Annotated in this window: 23 protein-coding genes; 15 read left to right on the top strand and 8 right to left on the bottom strand. The window is 73.4% G+C overall.

The genetic code is table 11. The features are described 5' to 3' along the window. Positions 1-75: 75 nt before the first annotated feature. From OHS18_RS02935 to OHS18_RS02915, 5 genes are read left to right on the top strand one after another with little or no spacing between them, the layout of a single operon-like run. The gene (locus tag OHS18_RS02935) at positions 76-558 is read left to right on the top strand and encodes a hypothetical protein (protein WP_328456353.1); all 483 of its coding nucleotides are present in this window, start codon (positions 76-78) and stop codon (positions 556-558) included. Then, positions 551-1,741, top strand: a complete 1,191-nt coding sequence (locus OHS18_RS02930) for a WXG100 family type VII secretion target (RefSeq protein WP_328615811.1) — start codon at positions 551-553, stop codon at positions 1,739-1,741. The genes OHS18_RS02935 and OHS18_RS02930 overlap by 8 nt, the downstream gene beginning before the upstream one ends. Then, positions 1,738-2,052 (top strand): hypothetical protein, encoded by a 315-nt coding sequence (locus OHS18_RS02925; protein ID WP_328456356.1) that lies wholly within the window; start codon positions 1,738-1,740, stop codon positions 2,050-2,052. The genes OHS18_RS02930 and OHS18_RS02925 overlap by 4 nt, the downstream gene beginning before the upstream one ends. Continuing rightward, a complete protein-coding gene (locus OHS18_RS02920; RefSeq protein WP_328615810.1) occupies positions 2,039-2,737 on the top strand; it encodes a hypothetical protein in 699 nt (232 codons plus the stop codon). Before OHS18_RS02925 ends, OHS18_RS02920 begins: the two co-directional genes overlap by 14 nt. After that, on the top strand, positions 2,734-3,285 hold the full coding sequence (locus OHS18_RS02915) for a hypothetical protein (protein ID WP_328456360.1): 552 nt from the start codon (positions 2,734-2,736) through the stop codon (positions 3,283-3,285). Before OHS18_RS02920 ends, OHS18_RS02915 begins: the two co-directional genes overlap by 4 nt. A gap of 4 nt (positions 3,286-3,289) precedes the next feature. On the opposite strand, the gene OHS18_RS02910 is transcribed toward OHS18_RS02915, so the two are convergent. Further along, positions 3,290-4,075, bottom strand: coding sequence for a helix-turn-helix transcriptional regulator (locus OHS18_RS02910; protein WP_328615809.1), 786 nt, complete (start codon positions 4,073-4,075; stop codon positions 3,290-3,292). Positions 4,076-4,123: 48 nt separating this feature from the next. Here OHS18_RS02910 and OHS18_RS02905 point away from each other — a divergent pair, with 48 nt between their 5' ends. Next, the gene (locus OHS18_RS02905) at positions 4,124-4,897 is read left to right on the top strand and encodes an ESX secretion-associated protein EspG (protein ID WP_328615808.1); all 774 of its coding nucleotides are present in this window, start codon (positions 4,124-4,126) and stop codon (positions 4,895-4,897) included. A gap of 64 nt (positions 4,898-4,961) precedes the next feature. On the opposite strand, the gene OHS18_RS02900 is transcribed toward OHS18_RS02905, so the two are convergent. The 4 genes from OHS18_RS02900 to OHS18_RS02885 are packed head-to-tail and all read right to left on the bottom strand — an operon-like array spanning position 4,962 to position 7,384. Beyond that, positions 4,962-5,348, bottom strand: coding sequence for a hypothetical protein (locus OHS18_RS02900; protein ID WP_328615807.1), 387 nt, complete (start codon positions 5,346-5,348; stop codon positions 4,962-4,964). Beyond that, positions 5,345-5,614 carry a YbaB/EbfC family DNA-binding protein gene (locus OHS18_RS02895; protein ID WP_328456368.1) on the bottom strand — a complete coding sequence of 90 codons (270 nt, stop codon included), beginning with the start codon at positions 5,612-5,614 and terminating at the stop codon, positions 5,345-5,347. The genes OHS18_RS02900 and OHS18_RS02895 overlap by 4 nt, the downstream gene beginning before the upstream one ends. Further along, the gene (locus tag OHS18_RS02890) at positions 5,611-6,648 is read right to left on the bottom strand and encodes a CHAP domain-containing protein (RefSeq protein ID WP_328615806.1); all 1,038 of its coding nucleotides are present in this window, start codon (positions 6,646-6,648) and stop codon (positions 5,611-5,613) included. Before OHS18_RS02890 ends, OHS18_RS02895 begins: the two co-directional genes overlap by 4 nt. A gap of 1 nt (position 6,649) precedes the next feature. Then, on the bottom strand, positions 6,650-7,384 hold the full coding sequence (locus OHS18_RS02885; protein WP_328615805.1) for a transglycosylase SLT domain-containing protein: 735 nt from the start codon (positions 7,382-7,384) through the stop codon (positions 6,650-6,652). Between the two features lie 136 nt (positions 7,385-7,520). On the opposite strand from OHS18_RS02885, the gene OHS18_RS02880 reads away from it, so the two are divergent. Genes OHS18_RS02880 through OHS18_RS02865 form a run of 4 tightly spaced genes read left to right on the top strand, consistent with a single transcriptional unit; the run spans position 7,521 to position 9,946 of the window. Further along, positions 7,521-8,030: a L,D-transpeptidase gene (locus OHS18_RS02880; protein WP_328615804.1), complete on the top strand. Its 510-nt coding sequence runs from the start codon at positions 7,521-7,523 to the stop codon at positions 8,028-8,030. A 19-nt stretch (positions 8,031-8,049) separates the two neighbouring features. After that, positions 8,050-8,829, top strand: a complete 780-nt coding sequence (locus OHS18_RS02875; protein ID WP_328615803.1) for a putative protein N(5)-glutamine methyltransferase — start codon at positions 8,050-8,052, stop codon at positions 8,827-8,829. A gap of 44 nt (positions 8,830-8,873) precedes the next feature. Beyond that, complete coding sequence (locus OHS18_RS02870; RefSeq protein WP_328456377.1) at positions 8,874-9,356, top strand: RNA polymerase sigma factor; 483 nt, start codon at positions 8,874-8,876, stop codon at positions 9,354-9,356. Further along, positions 9,353-9,946, top strand: coding sequence for a methylated-DNA--[protein]-cysteine S-methyltransferase (locus OHS18_RS02865; protein ID WP_328456379.1), 594 nt, complete (start codon positions 9,353-9,355; stop codon positions 9,944-9,946). The genes OHS18_RS02870 and OHS18_RS02865 overlap by 4 nt, the downstream gene beginning before the upstream one ends. Here OHS18_RS02865 and OHS18_RS02860 read toward each other — a convergent pair. Further along, complete coding sequence (locus OHS18_RS02860) at positions 9,927-10,253, bottom strand: hypothetical protein (protein ID WP_328615802.1); 327 nt, start codon at positions 10,251-10,253, stop codon at positions 9,927-9,929. The two genes, OHS18_RS02865 and OHS18_RS02860, sit on opposite strands and share 20 nt — an antisense overlap. Before the next feature lie 185 nt (positions 10,254-10,438). Between OHS18_RS02860 and OHS18_RS02855 the strand changes: the two genes are divergently transcribed. Genes OHS18_RS02855 through OHS18_RS02845 form a run of 3 tightly spaced genes read left to right on the top strand, consistent with a single transcriptional unit; the run spans position 10,439 to position 12,020 of the window. Further along, a complete protein-coding gene (locus OHS18_RS02855) occupies positions 10,439-11,152 on the top strand; it encodes a 2OG-Fe(II) oxygenase (RefSeq protein WP_328615801.1) in 714 nt (237 codons plus the stop codon). Further along, on the top strand, positions 11,149-11,526 hold the full coding sequence (locus OHS18_RS02850; RefSeq protein WP_328615800.1) for a hypothetical protein: 378 nt from the start codon (positions 11,149-11,151) through the stop codon (positions 11,524-11,526). The genes OHS18_RS02855 and OHS18_RS02850 overlap by 4 nt, the downstream gene beginning before the upstream one ends. Further along, positions 11,526-12,020 carry a methylated-DNA--[protein]-cysteine S-methyltransferase gene (locus OHS18_RS02845; protein ID WP_328615799.1) on the top strand — a complete coding sequence of 165 codons (495 nt, stop codon included), beginning with the start codon at positions 11,526-11,528 and terminating at the stop codon, positions 12,018-12,020. Before OHS18_RS02850 ends, OHS18_RS02845 begins: the two co-directional genes overlap by 1 nt. A gap of 8 nt (positions 12,021-12,028) precedes the next feature. Here the strand turns inward: OHS18_RS02845 and OHS18_RS02840 are convergent, their stop codons facing one another. Further along, positions 12,029-12,631 carry a LysE/ArgO family amino acid transporter gene (locus OHS18_RS02840; RefSeq protein WP_328615798.1) on the bottom strand — a complete coding sequence of 201 codons (603 nt, stop codon included), beginning with the start codon at positions 12,629-12,631 and terminating at the stop codon, positions 12,029-12,031. Positions 12,632-12,701: 70 nt separating this feature from the next. Here OHS18_RS02840 and OHS18_RS02835 point away from each other — a divergent pair, with 70 nt between their 5' ends. Further along, on the top strand, positions 12,702-13,586 hold the full coding sequence (locus OHS18_RS02835; protein ID WP_442875460.1) for a LysR family transcriptional regulator ArgP: 885 nt from the start codon (positions 12,702-12,704) through the stop codon (positions 13,584-13,586). Positions 13,587-13,620: 34 nt separating this feature from the next. Further along, positions 13,621-14,622 (top strand): methyltransferase, encoded by a 1,002-nt coding sequence (locus OHS18_RS02830; RefSeq protein WP_442875337.1) that lies wholly within the window; start codon positions 13,621-13,623, stop codon positions 14,620-14,622. A gap of 872 nt (positions 14,623-15,494) precedes the next feature. Here the strand turns inward: OHS18_RS02830 and OHS18_RS02825 are convergent. Further along, on the bottom strand, positions 15,495-16,118 hold the full coding sequence (locus tag OHS18_RS02825) for a TetR/AcrR family transcriptional regulator (RefSeq protein ID WP_328615796.1): 624 nt from the start codon (positions 16,116-16,118) through the stop codon (positions 15,495-15,497). Positions 16,119-16,127: the final 9 nt, after the last annotated feature.

The following is a 16,127-nucleotide window of genomic DNA, read 5'->3' as shown; positions in this document are numbered from 1 at the left end:
CAGTGGGGGTGTCGCTGGTCTCCGGGCGGCCCATTGGTCAAGATGGACGCCTGGGTGGCGTAGGGAAGGACCTCCATGGCGACAGTGCGCGACGAGGCCGACGCGCAGCGGCAGCTGCGCGCGTTGCACGAGCGGGAGAAGAACGAGCAGCACGGACCCCGGGAAAAGGCGTCGAGCGTCGCGAAGCCGCAGGGTGGCGGTTCGGCCGCGCTCGTCGCCGACGGCGGTGACGTGCTCGCGCTGGACTACGCCGAGATCGCCGCCGCGCAGAAGGCCCTCGACGAGCGGTACCAGGAGGTCGCCCGCTACCTCGGCAACGCGCAGGACCTGGGCACCCCGCTCGCCGACGGCAGGGGGCCGGTCTCGCACTGGATGCGCGCGTCGTTCGGGCTGCGCGGGGGCGCCGGGGCCGGCGGCGTGCAGACGGCGTTGCAGTCCTACCTGACCGAGCTGGCCTCGCTGCGGCAGGCGCTGGACACCGTCGCCGCGTCGCACCGCCGCAACGACGAAGAAGCCGCGGCCACGCTGGCGGCGAGCGCGGGAGCACAGGATGCCTGACTACCACTCCACGAACCACGAGCCGACGAAGCGCGAGAAGGCGAAGGCGCGGCGCGTCCGTCGCGAGAAGATCGCGAACCGGCAGGAGGACGCCTTCGGGCGGATCAACTGGGACAGCTACGACCACCGCGAGATGTGGGACATGGTCCAGTCGGCCGACCCGCCGAAGCTCGGTGAGCAGGCACACCGGTGGGCCGAGCTCGCCAAGGGCGTCGACACCGCCACCGGCGACGTCCACGCGACGGTGCAGAAGCTGCTGCTGTCGTGGCGGGGGCCGTCGGCCGCGCAGGCCGCGGACTCGATCCAGAAGCTGACCGGCTGGGCCACGACGGCGGGCGAGAACGCCCGCAGCATCGGCGACGGCCTCGACGCGTACACCTCGGCGATCGGCGAGGCCCGGCGGAAGATGCCGGAACCGGTGCACTACTGGGCCGAGCGGTGGTTCCAGGAGGGTTACGCGGTCAAGCGGCTCGACGGCCCCGAGGGCGCGTACATGCTGGACGACCTGCTCGACGACAAGCTCCCCACGAAAAAGCAGGCCGACGACGCGAAGGCCGAGGCCGTCCGCGTGATGGAGCAGTACGAAGGGGCGAGCCACGAGGTCCGGCACGGCCTGCCACCCGCGTTCGACGCCGCGCCACAGGTGAGCGCGAACGGTGAGGACCCGGTGGTGCCGCACGTGCCGCCGACGCTTCCGCCCCCTCCCACGCCGTCTCCTTCGCCTACGCCGTCACCCTCGCCTTCGCCCGGTCCGGACGGCGGGTCCGGCGGCCTGCCGGACGACTCGACGACGACCGCGGGCGTGCTGCCCGGCACGCTCACCGGGTCCGTGCCCAGCGGGGTCGGCGGGCCGGCCGGCCTCGACGGCGTGATCGGCGCCGGCTCGGGTTCCGGATCGGCCCCCGGCTTCGCGGGCGTGCCGGGCCTGACGGGCAGCGGCGCCGGCGCGGCGGGGCTCGGCGAGGGCGGGCGCGCGGGCACGGGCCGGTTCGGCGCCGGGACGGCCGGCTTCGGCCCCGGCGCGACCGGCGGCCGCGGTTCGGCGGGCGGTTACGGCATGTACCCGCCCGGCCAGGGCGGCGCGCGGGGCGAGGAGGACTCGGAGCACCGCGACAAGTACGCCCACGGCTACGACCTGCTCGACGACCTGCCGCCGGCCTATCCCCCGGTGTTCGGCGAATGACCGGGTTCCACGCCGACCCGGCCGCCCTCGACGGCCTGGCCGTCCGGCTGGAGGACACGGCCGACGAGTTCGCGGCCGTTTCGGCCGACGTCGAGGCGACGACGGACGGCGACCTCGGCCCGCCGGCCATCGCGGCCGCGCTCACCGCGCTGACCGGCGAGTGGTCCGGAAGGATACGAGCCGTGCGGACGGACTACGCGGCAGCGGCGGACAGCGTCCGCGCGGCCGCGAAGGCGTTCCGCGGTGCGGACGCGAGCGCGCAAGAGGCCCTCGGCCGGATCACCGACCCTGCGGGCCGTGCCGATGGCTGAGTTCCGGGGTCTCGGCTTCGACCCCGTCCCGGGCAGCGCGGACGCCGTCGCCGAAGCCGCCCGCCGGTGTGTCGCGGCCGCGGCGAAGCTCGGCGAAGCGCCCGCACCCGGCGAGATCCCCGAGTGGGCCGGACGGTCCGCGCAGGCCCTCGCCGACCGCGCCGGCCGCACCCGCACCGGCCTCGCCGCGCTACCCGCGGCTCTGCGTGCGGCCGCCGCCGTCCTCGACGACTGGGCCGGTGTTCTCCTGGCGCACCAACGCCAAGCCGAAGTTCTCGACCAACGGGCCGTCGCCGCCCGGCGCGCGGTCGTCGACGCCCAGGACGACGTCGAGCGCGCCGAGACGACCGTCCAGTTCTCCGCCGGTGCGGAAGGCGAACTGACCGCGGCTCGCTCTCGGCTCGCGACCGCGTACCGAGAGCTCGACCGCGTGCTGGAGCAGGCTCGGGACCTCGAACGCGGCCACCGCGCGGAAGCGGCCCGCGTCGCCGAGCGGCTGCGGTCCCTCGGCGACGGCGCCCCGCTGCCCGCCGCACCGGATTTCCGAAGCCTGGCCACCCACCTGGACTCGTTTTCCCAAGCCGGACGCGACCTGGGCGTTACCGTCGCGCGGACGCCCGTCGCGCCGGTCACCCCGCCTTCCGGCGCCGTCGGCGCGTTCACCGCGGCACTGGGTGGCCGGTGAAACTGCCCGCCGTGCCGGGGATCAGCCCGGTGAGCCTGGCCTCGGTCGAGCGCACGACCGCCGAGCTGCACGCGCTGATGGCGCGGCTGCGCGGTCCCGACGCCGCCCGCGACCTGGGCCTGGAGGCCGCGGCCGTGCAGTCCGCCGAGATCGCCCACGAACAGCGGGCGGGCCTGCTGGCCCTGGTCGAGCACCGCGACGCCGACCCCGCGTTGCTCATCGCCGGTGTCGTCGCGGTCGACGGTCCGCTCGACGAGACCGCCGCCGCGGACCTCGGCCACTTCGTCGCCGACAAGACGCCGGGCATCCGCGAGGTCAGCAGCGCCCGCACCGGGCGCGGCTACCCGGTGGTGATCGTCGAGCGGATCGGCCTGTCGGGTGCGCAGCTGCAGGCCGTCGTGCTCGACCCGGACCGCCCGCGCGCGGCCGTGTTCACCCTGCACTCCCCCGGCGGCCGCGGCTGGCTGGAGGTCGCGGGCCTGGCCGGGACGCTCGTCGCGGGCGTGGACCTGACACCGGCCGAACCCCGCGCGGCGGCGAGGCGCTGATGCCTCAGCCCCGCAGTGCCTGCTCCCGGAACTCGCGCGGTGTCCGCCCGGTCGCCCGGCGGAACGTCCGCGAGAAGTGCGGGGCGCTGATGAACCCGCAGTCGCGCGCGACCTCCGCGATCCCGCGGCCCGCCTTCGCCGGGTCCGCCAGCAGCACCTTGGCCCGCTCGATCCGCAGGCCCTTCAGCCGTTCCGAGACACCTTGGCCGTCGTCGAACAGCTGGTACAGCCGCCGTCGCGAGATGTACAGCGCTTCGGCGATCTTGTCCGCGCTCAGCGACTGTTCGCCCAGGTGCGCGCGCATGTACTCCAACGCTTCGCGCCTTCGCGCCGCGAGGGCGTCGACGCGGTCCAGCTCGACGCGAAGCGCGCTTCGCAGCACCAGTTCGGCGAGGCCGAGCAGGTGGTGGGCCAGACCGTGCGGATCCAGCCGCGGACCCGCCGCGAGGACGTGCGCGACGGCGCCGGCGAACAGCGACCGCAGTGGCGCGGCGACCTCGACCGGCCGGAACATCAGCGGCCGCAGCTCGGCGAACGAGATGGACAGCTTCGCCGCCGCGACGGTCAGCATCACGACGCCGGACGGCTGCAGGTGCAGCGTCGCGTCGGCGAACGTCAGCTTCGCGCCGGACTCGGCGACGGCGCGCGGGACCGGACAGCGCAACAGCAGCTGGACGCTTTCGGGCGCGGCCGAGCCACCTAGGATGGCCGCCTTGGCGGCCGCCGCGCCGGATGCGCGGACGACGAGGTACCCGGTCGCGGGTACGTCGGCTGAGTGCGGCTGGGCCATCGGCACCATCGTGCCCGACGGCGGCCGCATCCCACGGGAAGGGGGACCATGGCGCGGCGCACCGCGACGGCGGCGGGAGTGATCCTGTCGCATCTGGAATTCGATCTCCTCTGGGAGGACCTGGGCCCGGGCGGGCCGCCGCCGTACCCGTTCGACGTGCCGGCGCACGGCGCCACCCACGCCGAGCGCGACGACCTGGGCGTGCGCGTCTTCGCCGGGCTCACCGAGGCCGGTCTCACCGACGGCGACGACGTCGACCCGGGGCTGGCGGACCTGTTCGTGCTGCTCGGGGCGCCCGCGCTGAGCGTGGACGCGCTGGTGCTCGGGGAGGCGCCGTGGCGGCTGCTGGCCGCCGTGCAGGGCCGGGCCGGGGTGCTGGCCGTGCTGGACGAGCGGGACCTGGTGCTGGAGCCGCTGCGCGCCGCCGACCTGGTGCCCGCGGTGACCCGCATGCTCGGTTCGCAACCCGCGGGCCCGGGTGACCAGCTCCGGCTCCCGCGCGCGGCGTACGCGGCGGCGATGGACGCGTACGCGCGGTCCGGGTACGACGCGTTCGAGCGGGCCCTGGGCGCGGCCGGGATCACCGGCCGGCCGGTCCGTCCACTCGCGACGCTCGTGACGGCCGAGCGGTACGCCGCCGGTCAGCTGGCCGCGACCGGGCCGGCCGGCCGCACCCCGGTGCTGGCCTGGTTCGACACGGCGGCAGGCCGCTACGCCGTGACACCGGAGGACGTCGGCGGCGAGCCGTGGGTGATGGTGACCCCTGCCGACGACGCCTGGATCGCCGCCCGCGTCACCCGCCTCACCGACGACGCCCGCTAACGTCCTGCCGCGGCTCGTCGTGAGTGTTTAGGGCGGTTAGAACCGCCCTAAACACTCACGACGGTCAGGTGGCCCAGGTCGCCGGGATGAACGCGTCGTCCTCCCGGTCCAGCCGCGCCATCCGGACGGGACGCGTTTCCGGCCCCCACACGCGATCGGCGGGCTCGTCCTCGGGCAGCAGCTCCCCGAGCACCTCGCGTCCCTGCCGCAGCGCGTCGGCCGCGGCGTCGGCCGCCAGCCGCTTCACCATTCCCGCCAGCTCCCCCGGCGAGCGGTTCAGCGCCCACCGGTCGAACCGCAGGTCCACCAGGCAGCCGTGCAGATCCACCACCACCGAGACGCCGTCGGCGGCCGCCGTGGCGCGGATCAACGCCAGCCGGGCCCCGTAGCCCGGGTCGGGAGCCGCGAAGGCGTCGTCGGCCAGTTCCACGGCCGTACGCTCGGCGCTCACTGGGCCCGCCAGCTTTCGGGCGTCGTGTCTTCCGCCGTCTCCCCGGGCGCGCTCAGCCCGAGCGCGTCCAGGTCACCCTCGGGAAAGGTGTGCAGGAGTGACGCCGTGGCGCGGGCCGACGCGGCCGCGGTGAGCAGCAGGATCCGGCGGGCCAGTTCGTCCGGCTCGAGCCGGAGCGCCGACGCCTCCAGCGTCAGCTCCTGCAGCGCGCCGCCGGGCGCGACCTCCACGGCGACCGTCCGGTCGGCGGCTTTTCCGGTGATCACGGGTGGACCCCTCCGTAGAACGTCGACGACGAGAGTGTGTGCGTGTTGCGGCGGACGGCGTCCCCGGAGTTGCCCTCGATCATCGTGACCTTGTCGCCGTCGACCTTCTCGACGATGCCGATGTGCGTGCTCGTCGACGTGTTCTGCGGGCCGGTGCCGAAGATCAGGACGTCACCCGGGCGCGCGTCGTGCAGCGAATTCTTGCCGTACGCGTGCCCGTTTTCCTGGCCCCAGTGGTAGACGTCGCCGCTGAAGGGCAGGACCGGGATCTTCACCCCGGCCTTGCGCCACATCGCCGTCGCGAACGACGAGCACCACGCGGCGGTCGGCCCGTACGGGTTCTTGTTGCTGCCCGGCGGGTTCTCGCGGACGCCGAGCTGCATGCGTGCCGCGTGGACGACGTCCTTGCCCTTCGCGGACGCCTTGCTCGTGCCGCCACCATGGGGCTTTGTGTGCGTGGCCTCGGTCTTCGCCACGGCCTTGTCCATGACGCCGTCGTGCGTGAGGTCCTTCCGCAACGCCTGCAGTTTCTTCGCCGCCGCCTTGAGTTCGGCGTCCACGCGCCGCAGCGTCGACGCCGACTGCCGCGTGTAGTGCGGCGCGAGGTCGGCGGCGTGCCCGACGGCCCGCATCAGCGCGGCCTGCGTCCCGGCGGCGGTGCCGGCGTCGAGGAGCTGCTTCGCCTTGGTGGTGTACTCGTCGACCAACCGCTGCACAGCCGTGTGCCCGCTGTCCACTGTGGACGCCACGTGCGCGACGATCTTCTCGGCCGCCGCCCCGGCGGCGCCGGTCACCTTCAGCTCCTTCGTCAGCTTCGCGCTGGTGTGCTTGAAGCCGTCGGAACCGTGGCCGTCCCAGTGCCCCAGGACGGTGGTGCTTTCCTTGTGGTAGGCGGTGTGCTGGTCGTCCAGTGACGACGCCACCCGGTTGAGCGCGTACTCGGCGCGGACGGCGTCCTCCGCCTTCCCCGCGAGCTTGTTGCGGTGCGCGATGAGGTCCTTCGCGAACGAATGCGCGAGCGCGGTCGTGTCCATGTCAGCTCCGTCGGGCGTGCTCGTCGAGGGCGGCGGCGGTGGCCGTCTCGTGGTCGCGGTAGGTCTTGGCGGCCTTCTGCGCGGCGGTGGCCAGCCCCGTGGCGTGCGAGCCGACGCCCTTGACCTGCTTCTGCAGCGCCAGCCCGAAGGCGGCGAGCGCGTCGGCGAACCCGGACTCCTTGCCGATCTTGCCGAAGCTGTCCCCGGCGATGTCCCGGACGTCGCCCAGGTGCCCGGCCGCCCCGCCGAGGGCGTCGGAGACGCCGTGGGTGCGCTTGACGTAGGCGTGCAGCACCGCGTCGTCGACCCGGAGCGCGCCGCTCGGCGTGCCCCCGGACTGCGCGTGGGACGGCTTGCCGTGGTGCTTCGTGACGTCCTGGGCGGCCTTGCGCGCCGCGGTCAGCTGGTCCTTGTAGGCGCCGTTCGTGTACGTCGACCAGGGCGTGAAGTCCTTGCCGTCGCTGGAGATGTCCTTCGCCACCCGGGCGTTGGTGTCCGGGTCGAACAGCGCGTCGTTCGACTTCAGGTGGTACTGGTGGCGCCGGTCCGGGCCGAGCGCGCCCAGCATGTTGATCTGCCACAGGCCGTAGGAGTTGTCCGGCGGGGTCGCGTTGTGCGCGGTGGTGCGCCCGCCGGACTCGGCCAGCGCGACGGCGACCGCGGTGGTCAGGCCCTGGCCGCGGAACCCGGCGTCGTAGGCGTGCCGGGCGATCTGCTCGGCGCTCAGCTTCGTCATGGTTCGACCTTGACCGCCCGGGTACCCGCCGCGGTAGCCGCGCTGCACGCAGGGACACGCCCGTTGCACGCCCGGCTCAACCTTCCGGGCCGCTCAGCCGTACTGGACTGCGGACGCACGAACGAGGAGACGACGGATGCGCAGCACGCGGGCCGTGGCCCTGCTGGGGTTCCTGCTGGTCACGGCGGCCTCTGCCGCGCCGAGGGAGACGACCCCCAGCCTGATCGCGGAGCCCTCGACGCTCCCGCCGACCACCTCGGCGACCCCCACCCCGGCCAGCACCACACCGCCGCCCGCGCCGCCGTGCGACGTCACGACCGGCGCGTGCGTGAGCCTGTCGCAGCACCTGGCGTGGCTGCTGCGTGACGGCCGGGTGGTGCGCGGCCCGGTCCCGGCCGGGTTCGGCCCGCCGGACCAGGCGACGCCGGCCGGGTCCTTCCACGTCGTCTGGAAGGACCGGGACCACCACAGCAGCGTCTACGGCACGAACATGCCCAACTCGGTGTTCTTCGCCGCCGGCGGCATCGCGTTCCACGCCGGGCCGCTCGACGCGCCGTCGCACGGCTGCGTGCACCTGTCCGACGCCGATTCGGCGGCGTTCTTCGACGGCCTCGGCGTCGGCGACGCGGTGCAGGTCCAGGCCTGATCGCCGGGTACGGTGATCCGTGCCCGACACCTCCCACGCCTCCCACGCCGCCGTCGTCTCGAAGCTGCGCGCCGCCGGCTGCGTGTTCGCCGAGGACGAGGCGGACCTGCTGCTCGCCGCCGCGACGACGGCCGCCGAACTCGAGTCGCTGGTCCAGCGCCGGGTCGCCGGCCTCCCGCTGGAGCACCTGCTCGGCTGGGCCGGGTTCCACGGCCTGCGGATCACCGTGGCGCCCGGGGTGTTCGTGCCGCGCCACCGCACTGAGTTCCTGGTCGACGTCGCCGTCTCGCTGGCCCCGCCGTCCCCGGTCGTGCTCGACCTGTGCTGCGGGTCCGGCGCGCTCGGGACCGCGTTCGCCTCCCTGGTCTCCCCCGGTGAGCTGCACGCGGCCGACGTCGAACCGGCGGCCGTCGCGTGCGCTCGCGTCAACGTGCCCGGCGAGGTGCACCTCGGCGACCTCTACGACGCCTTGCCGGACTCCCTGCGTGGCCGCGTCGACGTGCTCCTGGCGAACGTGCCGTACGTGCCTTCGGACGCCGTCTCGACCATGCCGCCGGAGGCACGGCTGCACGAGCCGCTGACCGCGCTCGACGGCGGCGCGGACGGGCTCGACCTCGCCCGCCGCGTCGCCGCGGGCGCTCCGGACTGGCTCGCCCCGGGTGGCGTCCTGCTGATCGAATCGAGTGAGCGGCAGGCGCCGGTCCTCACGGAAGTCTTCGCCGGGGCGGGTTTGCGGGCGCTGGTGCACCGCTCCGAGGACCTCGGGGCCACGGTCGTGACCGGTCACTCGATCGCGTGACAGACTCGGATCTCACGTTTCGGCGTGGGATGCGTCTACAGGGTGTGATCGTGAAACCGTTCGAGCAAGTCGTCGCCGAGCACGGGCCGATGGTCCTCCGGGTCTGCCGGGCCGTGCTCGGACCGGCGGACGCCGAAGACGCCTGGTCGGAAACCTTCCTCTCGGCGCTGAAGGCGTACCCCGACCTGCCTCCGGACGCGAACGTGCAAGCGTGGCTCGTCACGATCGCGCACCGCAAGGCCGTCGACGTCACCCGTGCCCAAGCCCGCAGTCCCGTGCCGGTCGGCGAGGTGCCGGACCGGCCCGGCCGCGCCGCGGAATGGGACGGCGACCTGTGGGACGCGCTCGCGCGGCTGCCGGACAAGCAGCGAGCCGCCGTCGCCTACCACTACCTGGCCGGGCTGCCCTACCGCGAAATCGCGGAGATCACCGGCGGCACCACGGACGCCGCCCGCCGGGCGGCCGCCGACGGCGTCAAGGCCCTGCGGGCGACCTATCCCGCGAGCTTGGAAGGAGCGCACTCATGATCGACATCTTCATGGCACCTCCCGGCGCCTACGAGGTCGTGCCGCACCGCATGCACGAGCGGCTGACCGCCGCCGCCGAGCGCGAGGGCCTGCTGGACCTCGCCTACCGCACCCTCGACTCCCCGGTCGGCCCGCTGCTGCTGGCCGCGACCGAACAGGGTCTGGTCAAGGTGGCCTTCGATCGCCAGGGCCACGACGCCGTGCTGGCCGAGCTGGCCGAACTGGTGAGCCCGCGCATCCTGCGCGCCCCCGCCCGCCTCGAGGCCGCCACCCGCCAGCTCGACGAGTACTTCACCGGCGGCCGGCGGCAGTTCGACGTCGCGCTGGACTTCCGGCTGGCCCGCGGGTTCCGGCTCTCGGTGCTGGAACACCTGCCCGAGATCGGCTACGGCCACACCGAGAGCTACGCCCAGGTCGCGACGGCCGCGGGCAGCCCGAAGGCGGTCCGCGCGGTGGGCACGGCGTGCGCGAAGAATCCGCTGCCGCTGGTGGTCCCCTGCCACCGGGTCGTCCGCTCCGACGGCTCGTACGGCCAGTACGCCGGCGGCGAGGAGGCCAAACGGATCCTGCTCACGATGGAAGCGGCTTGAGCAAGGCGGCGCCGTGCGGTCGTAGAGCTTGGAGAGCGGGGCGGACACCACGGCGAGCGCCCGGCAGGTGCACCTGCCGGGCCAGGACGCTCGCGAACACCAGGCCGGTGGTGAGGATGCCGGGCAGGGCGTCCCGGCGGACGACCCGCCACACCCGGCCGTCGAAACCCGGGCGGCGCGCCAGGACCAGCGCCGTGGCCAGCACGATCAGGTTGCTCTCGATGGTGAAGTAGCCGAACAGCCGCCAGAACCCGCGCTTCGAGGCCGATCGACGCGCCGGTCGGCCCGGAGTTGGCGTCGGCGCCACCGGCGAACAGCAACGGAGGCTGGATCACCAGGGACACCCCCGATCACGGCGGCGATGAGGCCGGGCCACCAGCGCGAAACGGCCGTCGCCGCGCTTGCCGACACGGCCGACGTCCGACCCGGAAGCCCTCCGGCCGCGAAGCTCACCCGATCTCACGTTTCGCCGGGCCCACGCGTCTACCGGGTATGAGCACTTTCGAGAAGCGCGTCGCCTCGGCCGATTGGGCCGCGGTGGCCACCGAGGTCGACGACTACGGCTGCGCGTTGCTGCCGCGGCTGCTCACCCCCGCGGACTGCGCGAAGCTCGTCGCGCTCTGGGACGAGCCGGGGCACTTCCGGGCGACGGTGAACCTGCGGCGGCACCGCTTCGGGGACCACGGCGACTACCACTACTTCGCCGCACCGTTCCCGGAACCGGTGCACGCGTTGCGTGAGGCGCTGTACCCGCGGCTCCTGCCGATCGCCCGGGACTGGGCCGCCCGGCTCGGCCGGGACGCCGAGTGGCCGGACACGCTCGAAGAGTGGCTGGCGATCTGTCACGACGCGGGCCAGGCCCGGCCGACGCCGATCCTGCTGCGCTATCAGGAGGGCGGCTGGAACGCGCTGCACCGGGATCTGTACGGGGGCAAGGTGTTCCCGCTGCAGGTCGTGATCAACCTGAACGATCCGGGCACCGACCACACCGGCGGTGAGTTCCTGCTGGTCGAGCAGCGGCCGCGAGCGCAGTCGCGCGGCACGGCGACGCTCATCCCGCAGGGCCACGGCCTGGTGTTCACCACCCGCGACCGCCCGGTCCGCTCGGCGCGCGGCTGGTCGGCGTCACCGGTGCGGCACGGTGTTTCGGCGGTCCGCTCCGGGCAGCGGCACACGCTCGGGCTCGTGTTCCACGACGCGGCATGACCGACGCGGAACTCGACGCGGTGGTGCGTCTGGTGGGCCGGGCCCGGCACATCGTGCTCGGCACCGCGGCCGACGCGGGGTCCAGGGCCGACGGAGCACGGATCGCCGCGGCGTGGGGCGGGCTGGTCCTGGCGACGGTGGTGTGGCCGGAAACAGCGGCGTCGTGGCTGCGCCAGGCCCGGCGGTTCGCGACACCCGAGCCGGACGTCTGGGTCGTCAGCGCGACCCCGGCCGGCTGGGCCGGAATGGCCCGGCGGCTGGCGGCGTCGACGTCGTGGAGTCCACATCGGACGGTCGGCACGGCCGCCCTCGAAGACTGCCCGCCGCCCGGCCTGCGTGGCGCGCGGGCCGACGGCAGCAGGTGGGAGAACTGATGAAACACGCGATCATCGACTCGCCGATCGGCGAGCTGACCCTGGTCGGCGACGACGACGGCAGCGTCGTCACCGGCCTGTACTTCCCGCACCACTGGACCCACCCGGACCGCACGACGTTCGGCGAGCGCGACGACACGGCGTTCCCGGACGCCGTCCGGCAGCTGAAGGAGTACTTCGCCGGGCAGCGCACGAAGTTCGACGTCCCGGCCCGCGCCGAGGGCGACGAGTTCCAACGCGAGGTCTGGGCCGCGCTCGACCGGATCCCGTACGGCGAGACGGCCACGTACGGCGATCTGGCGAAGGCCGTCGGCGGCCTGCCGCACGAAGTCGGCGCGGCGGTCGGGCGCAACCCGCTGAGCATCCTGGTGGCGTGCCACCGCGTCGTCGGCAAGAACGGCAAGCTCACCGGCTACGCGGGCGGCCTGAAGCGCAAGCAGTTCCTGCTGGAGCTGGAGCGCCCGCCGGCCGAAGACCGCGGCCAACTGTGGTGATCGGGTGATCAGACGCGGCTGAGCACCATCGACACGCCGAGGCCGGTCATCGTCACTGCGATGAGGACGTCGAGGACCCGCCACGCCGCCGGCCGGGCGAACACCCCGGCCAGGCGGCGGGCGCCGAATCCCAGGGCGCTGAACCACACCGCGCTCGCGACGCAGGCGCCGAGGCCGAAGAGCCAGCGGCCGTCGCCGTGGGCGACCGCGATCGAGCCGAGCAGCAGCACCGTGTCGAGGTACACGTGCGGGTTGAGCCAGGTGAAGCCGAGGCAGGCGAGGACAGCTTTGCGCAGCGGGGTGCGTTCGTCGCCGACATTCAGGACCGCCGGCCGGAACGCGCGCCGCACGGCGATGGCGCCGTAGCCGAGCAGGAACAGGCCGCCGCCGACGGCGATCACGCCGATCGCGGTCGGCCACCGGCCGAGGACGGCGCCGATCCCGCTGACCCCGAGCCCGATCAGCGCCAGGTCGGACACCGCGCAGATGACGACCAGCGGCGCGACAACGCCCCCGCGCAGGCCCTGCTGCAGCAGGAAGGCGTTCTGGGAGCCGATCGCGACGATGAGGGACAGGCCGGTACCGAACCCGGCCAGGAGGAGAGCGAGCACGTCACCGACGTTAAGCGCCGGCGGCCGCATTACTCCAGCTAAAGATTCTTACGTAACATTAGCGATCGTGATGTCGGATCTACCGCTGGACCAGGTCAGGACGCTGCTCGCCGTCGTCGACGAGCAGAGTTTCGACGCCGCCGCGGCGGTGCTGCACGTGACGCCGTCCGCGGTGAGCCAGCGGGTGAAGGCCCTGGAGCAGCGCACCGGCCGCGTCCTGCTGCTGCGCACGAAACCGGTGCGGCTCACCGAGTCGGGCCAGGTCGTGGTCCGGTTCGCGCGGTCGCTGGCCCAGCTGGAACAGGACGCGCTCGGCGAACTGGGTCTCGGCGAAGACGGCACGCGGACATTGACGATCGCGGTGAACGCCGACTCCCTGGCCACGTGGTTCCTGCCCGCCCTCGCCGACGTGCCGGAACACCTCGGAATCTGCTTCGACGTCCAACGCGAGGACCAGGACCACACGGCGGCGCTGCTGCGCGAAGGCCTGGTGATGGCCGCGGTCACGGCGGCGCCGCAGCCGGTGCAGGGCTGCACGTCCCGCCGGCTGGGCCGGATGCGTTACCGCGCGATGGCGTCGCCCGAGTTCATCGAGCGGCGCCTGACCGGCGGCCCGCTCCCCCACCTCCTGCCGACGGCGCCGGTGATCATGTTCGACCGCAAGGACGACCTCCAAGACCGGTTCCTCCGGGGGCTGACCCGCCGCCGGAACTTCACGCTGGTGCGCCACCACATCCCGGCATCACAGTCCTTTGTGGACGCGGTGGCGGCCGGTCTCGGCTGGGGCATGGTCCCGGAGATCCAGGCGGCCCCACGCGGCGACGCGCTGGTGGACCTGGTCCCGGACCGCCCGCTCGACGTCCCGCTGCACTGGCAGCAGTGGAAGCTCGATTCCCCCGCGCTGGCCGCCGTGGCGGACGCCGTCGCGAAGGGCGCGAAGGCCGCGTTGCGCTGAATTCCGGTTGACCGGCCTGGCAAAGTGGGTCGTCGTGGGACGCGAAGACACGACCGAAATCCTCCGTTTGGCCGGCCTGGCGACACCGATGGCGCTGCGCGTCGCCGTGACCCTGGGCCTGCCGGACCGGCTCGCCGACCGCAGCGACACCGCCGACCGGCTCGCGGCGGAACTCGACGTTTCCCCGGTCGCGCTCGACCTCCTGCTGGGTCACCTCACGACGCTCGGCGTCGTCGAACGGACCCCGGACGGCTACCGGACCACGGAGTACGGCGCGAACCTCCGCGCCGGCGCCGGGAACAACCTGGCCACCCTCCTGCACCTGGACACCGCGGGCGGCCGCGGCGAGCTGGCGTTCGTCGAGCTGGCCCACAGCATCACGACCGGCCGCGAGGCCTACTCGCGCCGCTACGGCCGGGACTTCTGGGCCGACCTCGCCGAGCACCCGCACCTCCGCGAGTCCTTCGACCGGCAGATGACCCAGCGGTTCCGCGAGCAACTCCCGCACCTGGTCGCGGGATTCGACTGGTCCCGCTTCACCACGCTGGCCGACATCGGCGGCGGCCAGGGCACCCTGCTCGCCGCGATCCTGGCCGCGCACCCGGGCCTGCGCGGCCACCTGGTCGACCTCCCACCCACAGCAGCCGACGCCGAGCGCACCTTCGCCGCGCACGACCTCACCGAGCGAGCGGACGTCACCGGAGGCAGTTTCTTCGACCCGCTCCCCCCGGGCGCGGACGCCTACCTCCTGGTCGACATCCTCCACGACTGGAACGACGAGCAGGCCGGCCGCATCCTGGCCCGCTGCGCCGAGGCCGCTCACCCGCAAAGCCGCATCCTGGTGGTGGAAGCGGTCGGCGACCTACGCGCCGACACGGCAATGGACCTGGTCATGCTGGTGTCCTACGGCGGCCGCGAGCGCCGGATCGACGAGTTCCGCACCCTGGCGGCCGCCCACGGCCTGATCCTGGAAGAGGTGACAACACCACCCGGCGAGCGCTGCATCCTCGAGTTCCGGCTCGCCCAGCCGAGCTAGCCCACTCCAGTCCGCCGCGTCAGCCGCCCCGCCCGCCGTGTTGGCCACCCCGGTCGCCGCGTTAGCCGCTCCGGTCGCCATGTTGGCCACTCCAGTCGCCGCGTTGACCACTCCAGTCGCCATGTTGGCCACTCCAGTCGCCGCGTTGACCACTCCAGTCGCCATGTTGGCCACTCCAGTCGCCGCGTTGACCACTCCAGTCGCCATGTTGGCCACTCCAGTCGCCGCGTTGACCACTCCAGTCGCCATGTTGGCCACCCGGTCGCCGCGTTGACCACTCCGGTCGCCATGTTGGCCACCCGGTCGCCGCGTTGACCACTCCGGTCGCCATGTTGGCCACCCGGTCGCCGCGTTGACCACTCCGGTCGCCATGTTGGCCACCCGGTCGCCGCGCTAACCGCTCCAGTCGCCATGTTGGCCACTCCAGTCGCCGCGTTGACCACTCCGGTCGCCATGTTGGCCACCCGGTCGCCGCGTTAGCCACCCCGCCACCGCGTTAGCCACCCCGGCCGCCGCCTTGGCTACCCCGGTCGCCGGCTCCAACTCGACCGGGCCGATGCCGTGGCTCAGCGCGTTCGTCAGGGCTCCCTGCACGATCCGGTCCACGTCAGCCACTCCAGTTCGCGATGTCGGCCGCTCGGGACGCCGTGTCGGCCGCTCCAGCCGTCGTGTTGGGGCACACCAGCCGCTGCGCTGGCCGGCACGGGGGCTGGAGAAGTCCCTACGGCAACCGGACGGCCGGGCACCGGCCGGGCCCGATCGCACAAACCGCCATCGGGCATGCTCAGGCCGGGTAGTCGCCACACGAACCGCGCCGCCGCGGCTTGGCCGGTCGACCCGTGCACTCGCCGGCCGCCGCCCACGAAAAAGACTCAGCCCGGGTAGTCGGCCACTCCGTGTTCCACCAGGTCGAATGCCTGATCGATCACCGCCACCTGGTCGCGTTGGACCTCGGCCTCCGCGTCGCCCGCTACCAGCCGGCTCACCGCGTTCGCGAAGATCGTACTGATCGCCGTCGTCAGCAATGCCGCCACCGTGCGGGCTCGCAGGGCTTCGCCGGTCTCCTCCACCAGGACCTCCGCCAGCGCTTCGGCGATCTCGCGTTCCTGCTCGTGGAACCGCGTCATCAGCGCCGGGCTCGAGCGCAGGACCCACCAGAAGCCCGACGCTCCCTTGATCGCGCCCGACAGCGGGTGGCCGGCGGCGAGCAGCTCGTGCTGGTGACGTCGCAACGCGGCGACAGCCGAAACACCGGGAGGGCGGGAGCGGACCGCCGAGACCAGGTCGGCCAGGCGGTCGGCGTGGCGGTCGAGGAACAGGTCCTCTTTGCGGGGGAAGTAGTTGAAGACCGTCATCTTCGAGACGCCGGCGGCCTCGGCGATCTCCGCGACCGTCACCTCTTCGAAGCCGCGCTGGATGAACAGGCCGCTCGCGATGTCCGCGATGAGCTGCCGGGTCGCCCGCTTCTTGCGCTCGCGCAGTCCGTGATCCGCCATGAACCGAGA

The sequence above is a fragment of the Amycolatopsis sp. NBC_00355 genome (assembly GCF_036104975.1).
Lineage (GTDB): Bacteria > Actinomycetota > Actinomycetes > Mycobacteriales > Pseudonocardiaceae > Amycolatopsis.
The sequence above is the reverse complement of the archived record's forward strand: the minus strand, read 5'-3'. Positions and strand labels throughout refer to the sequence as shown.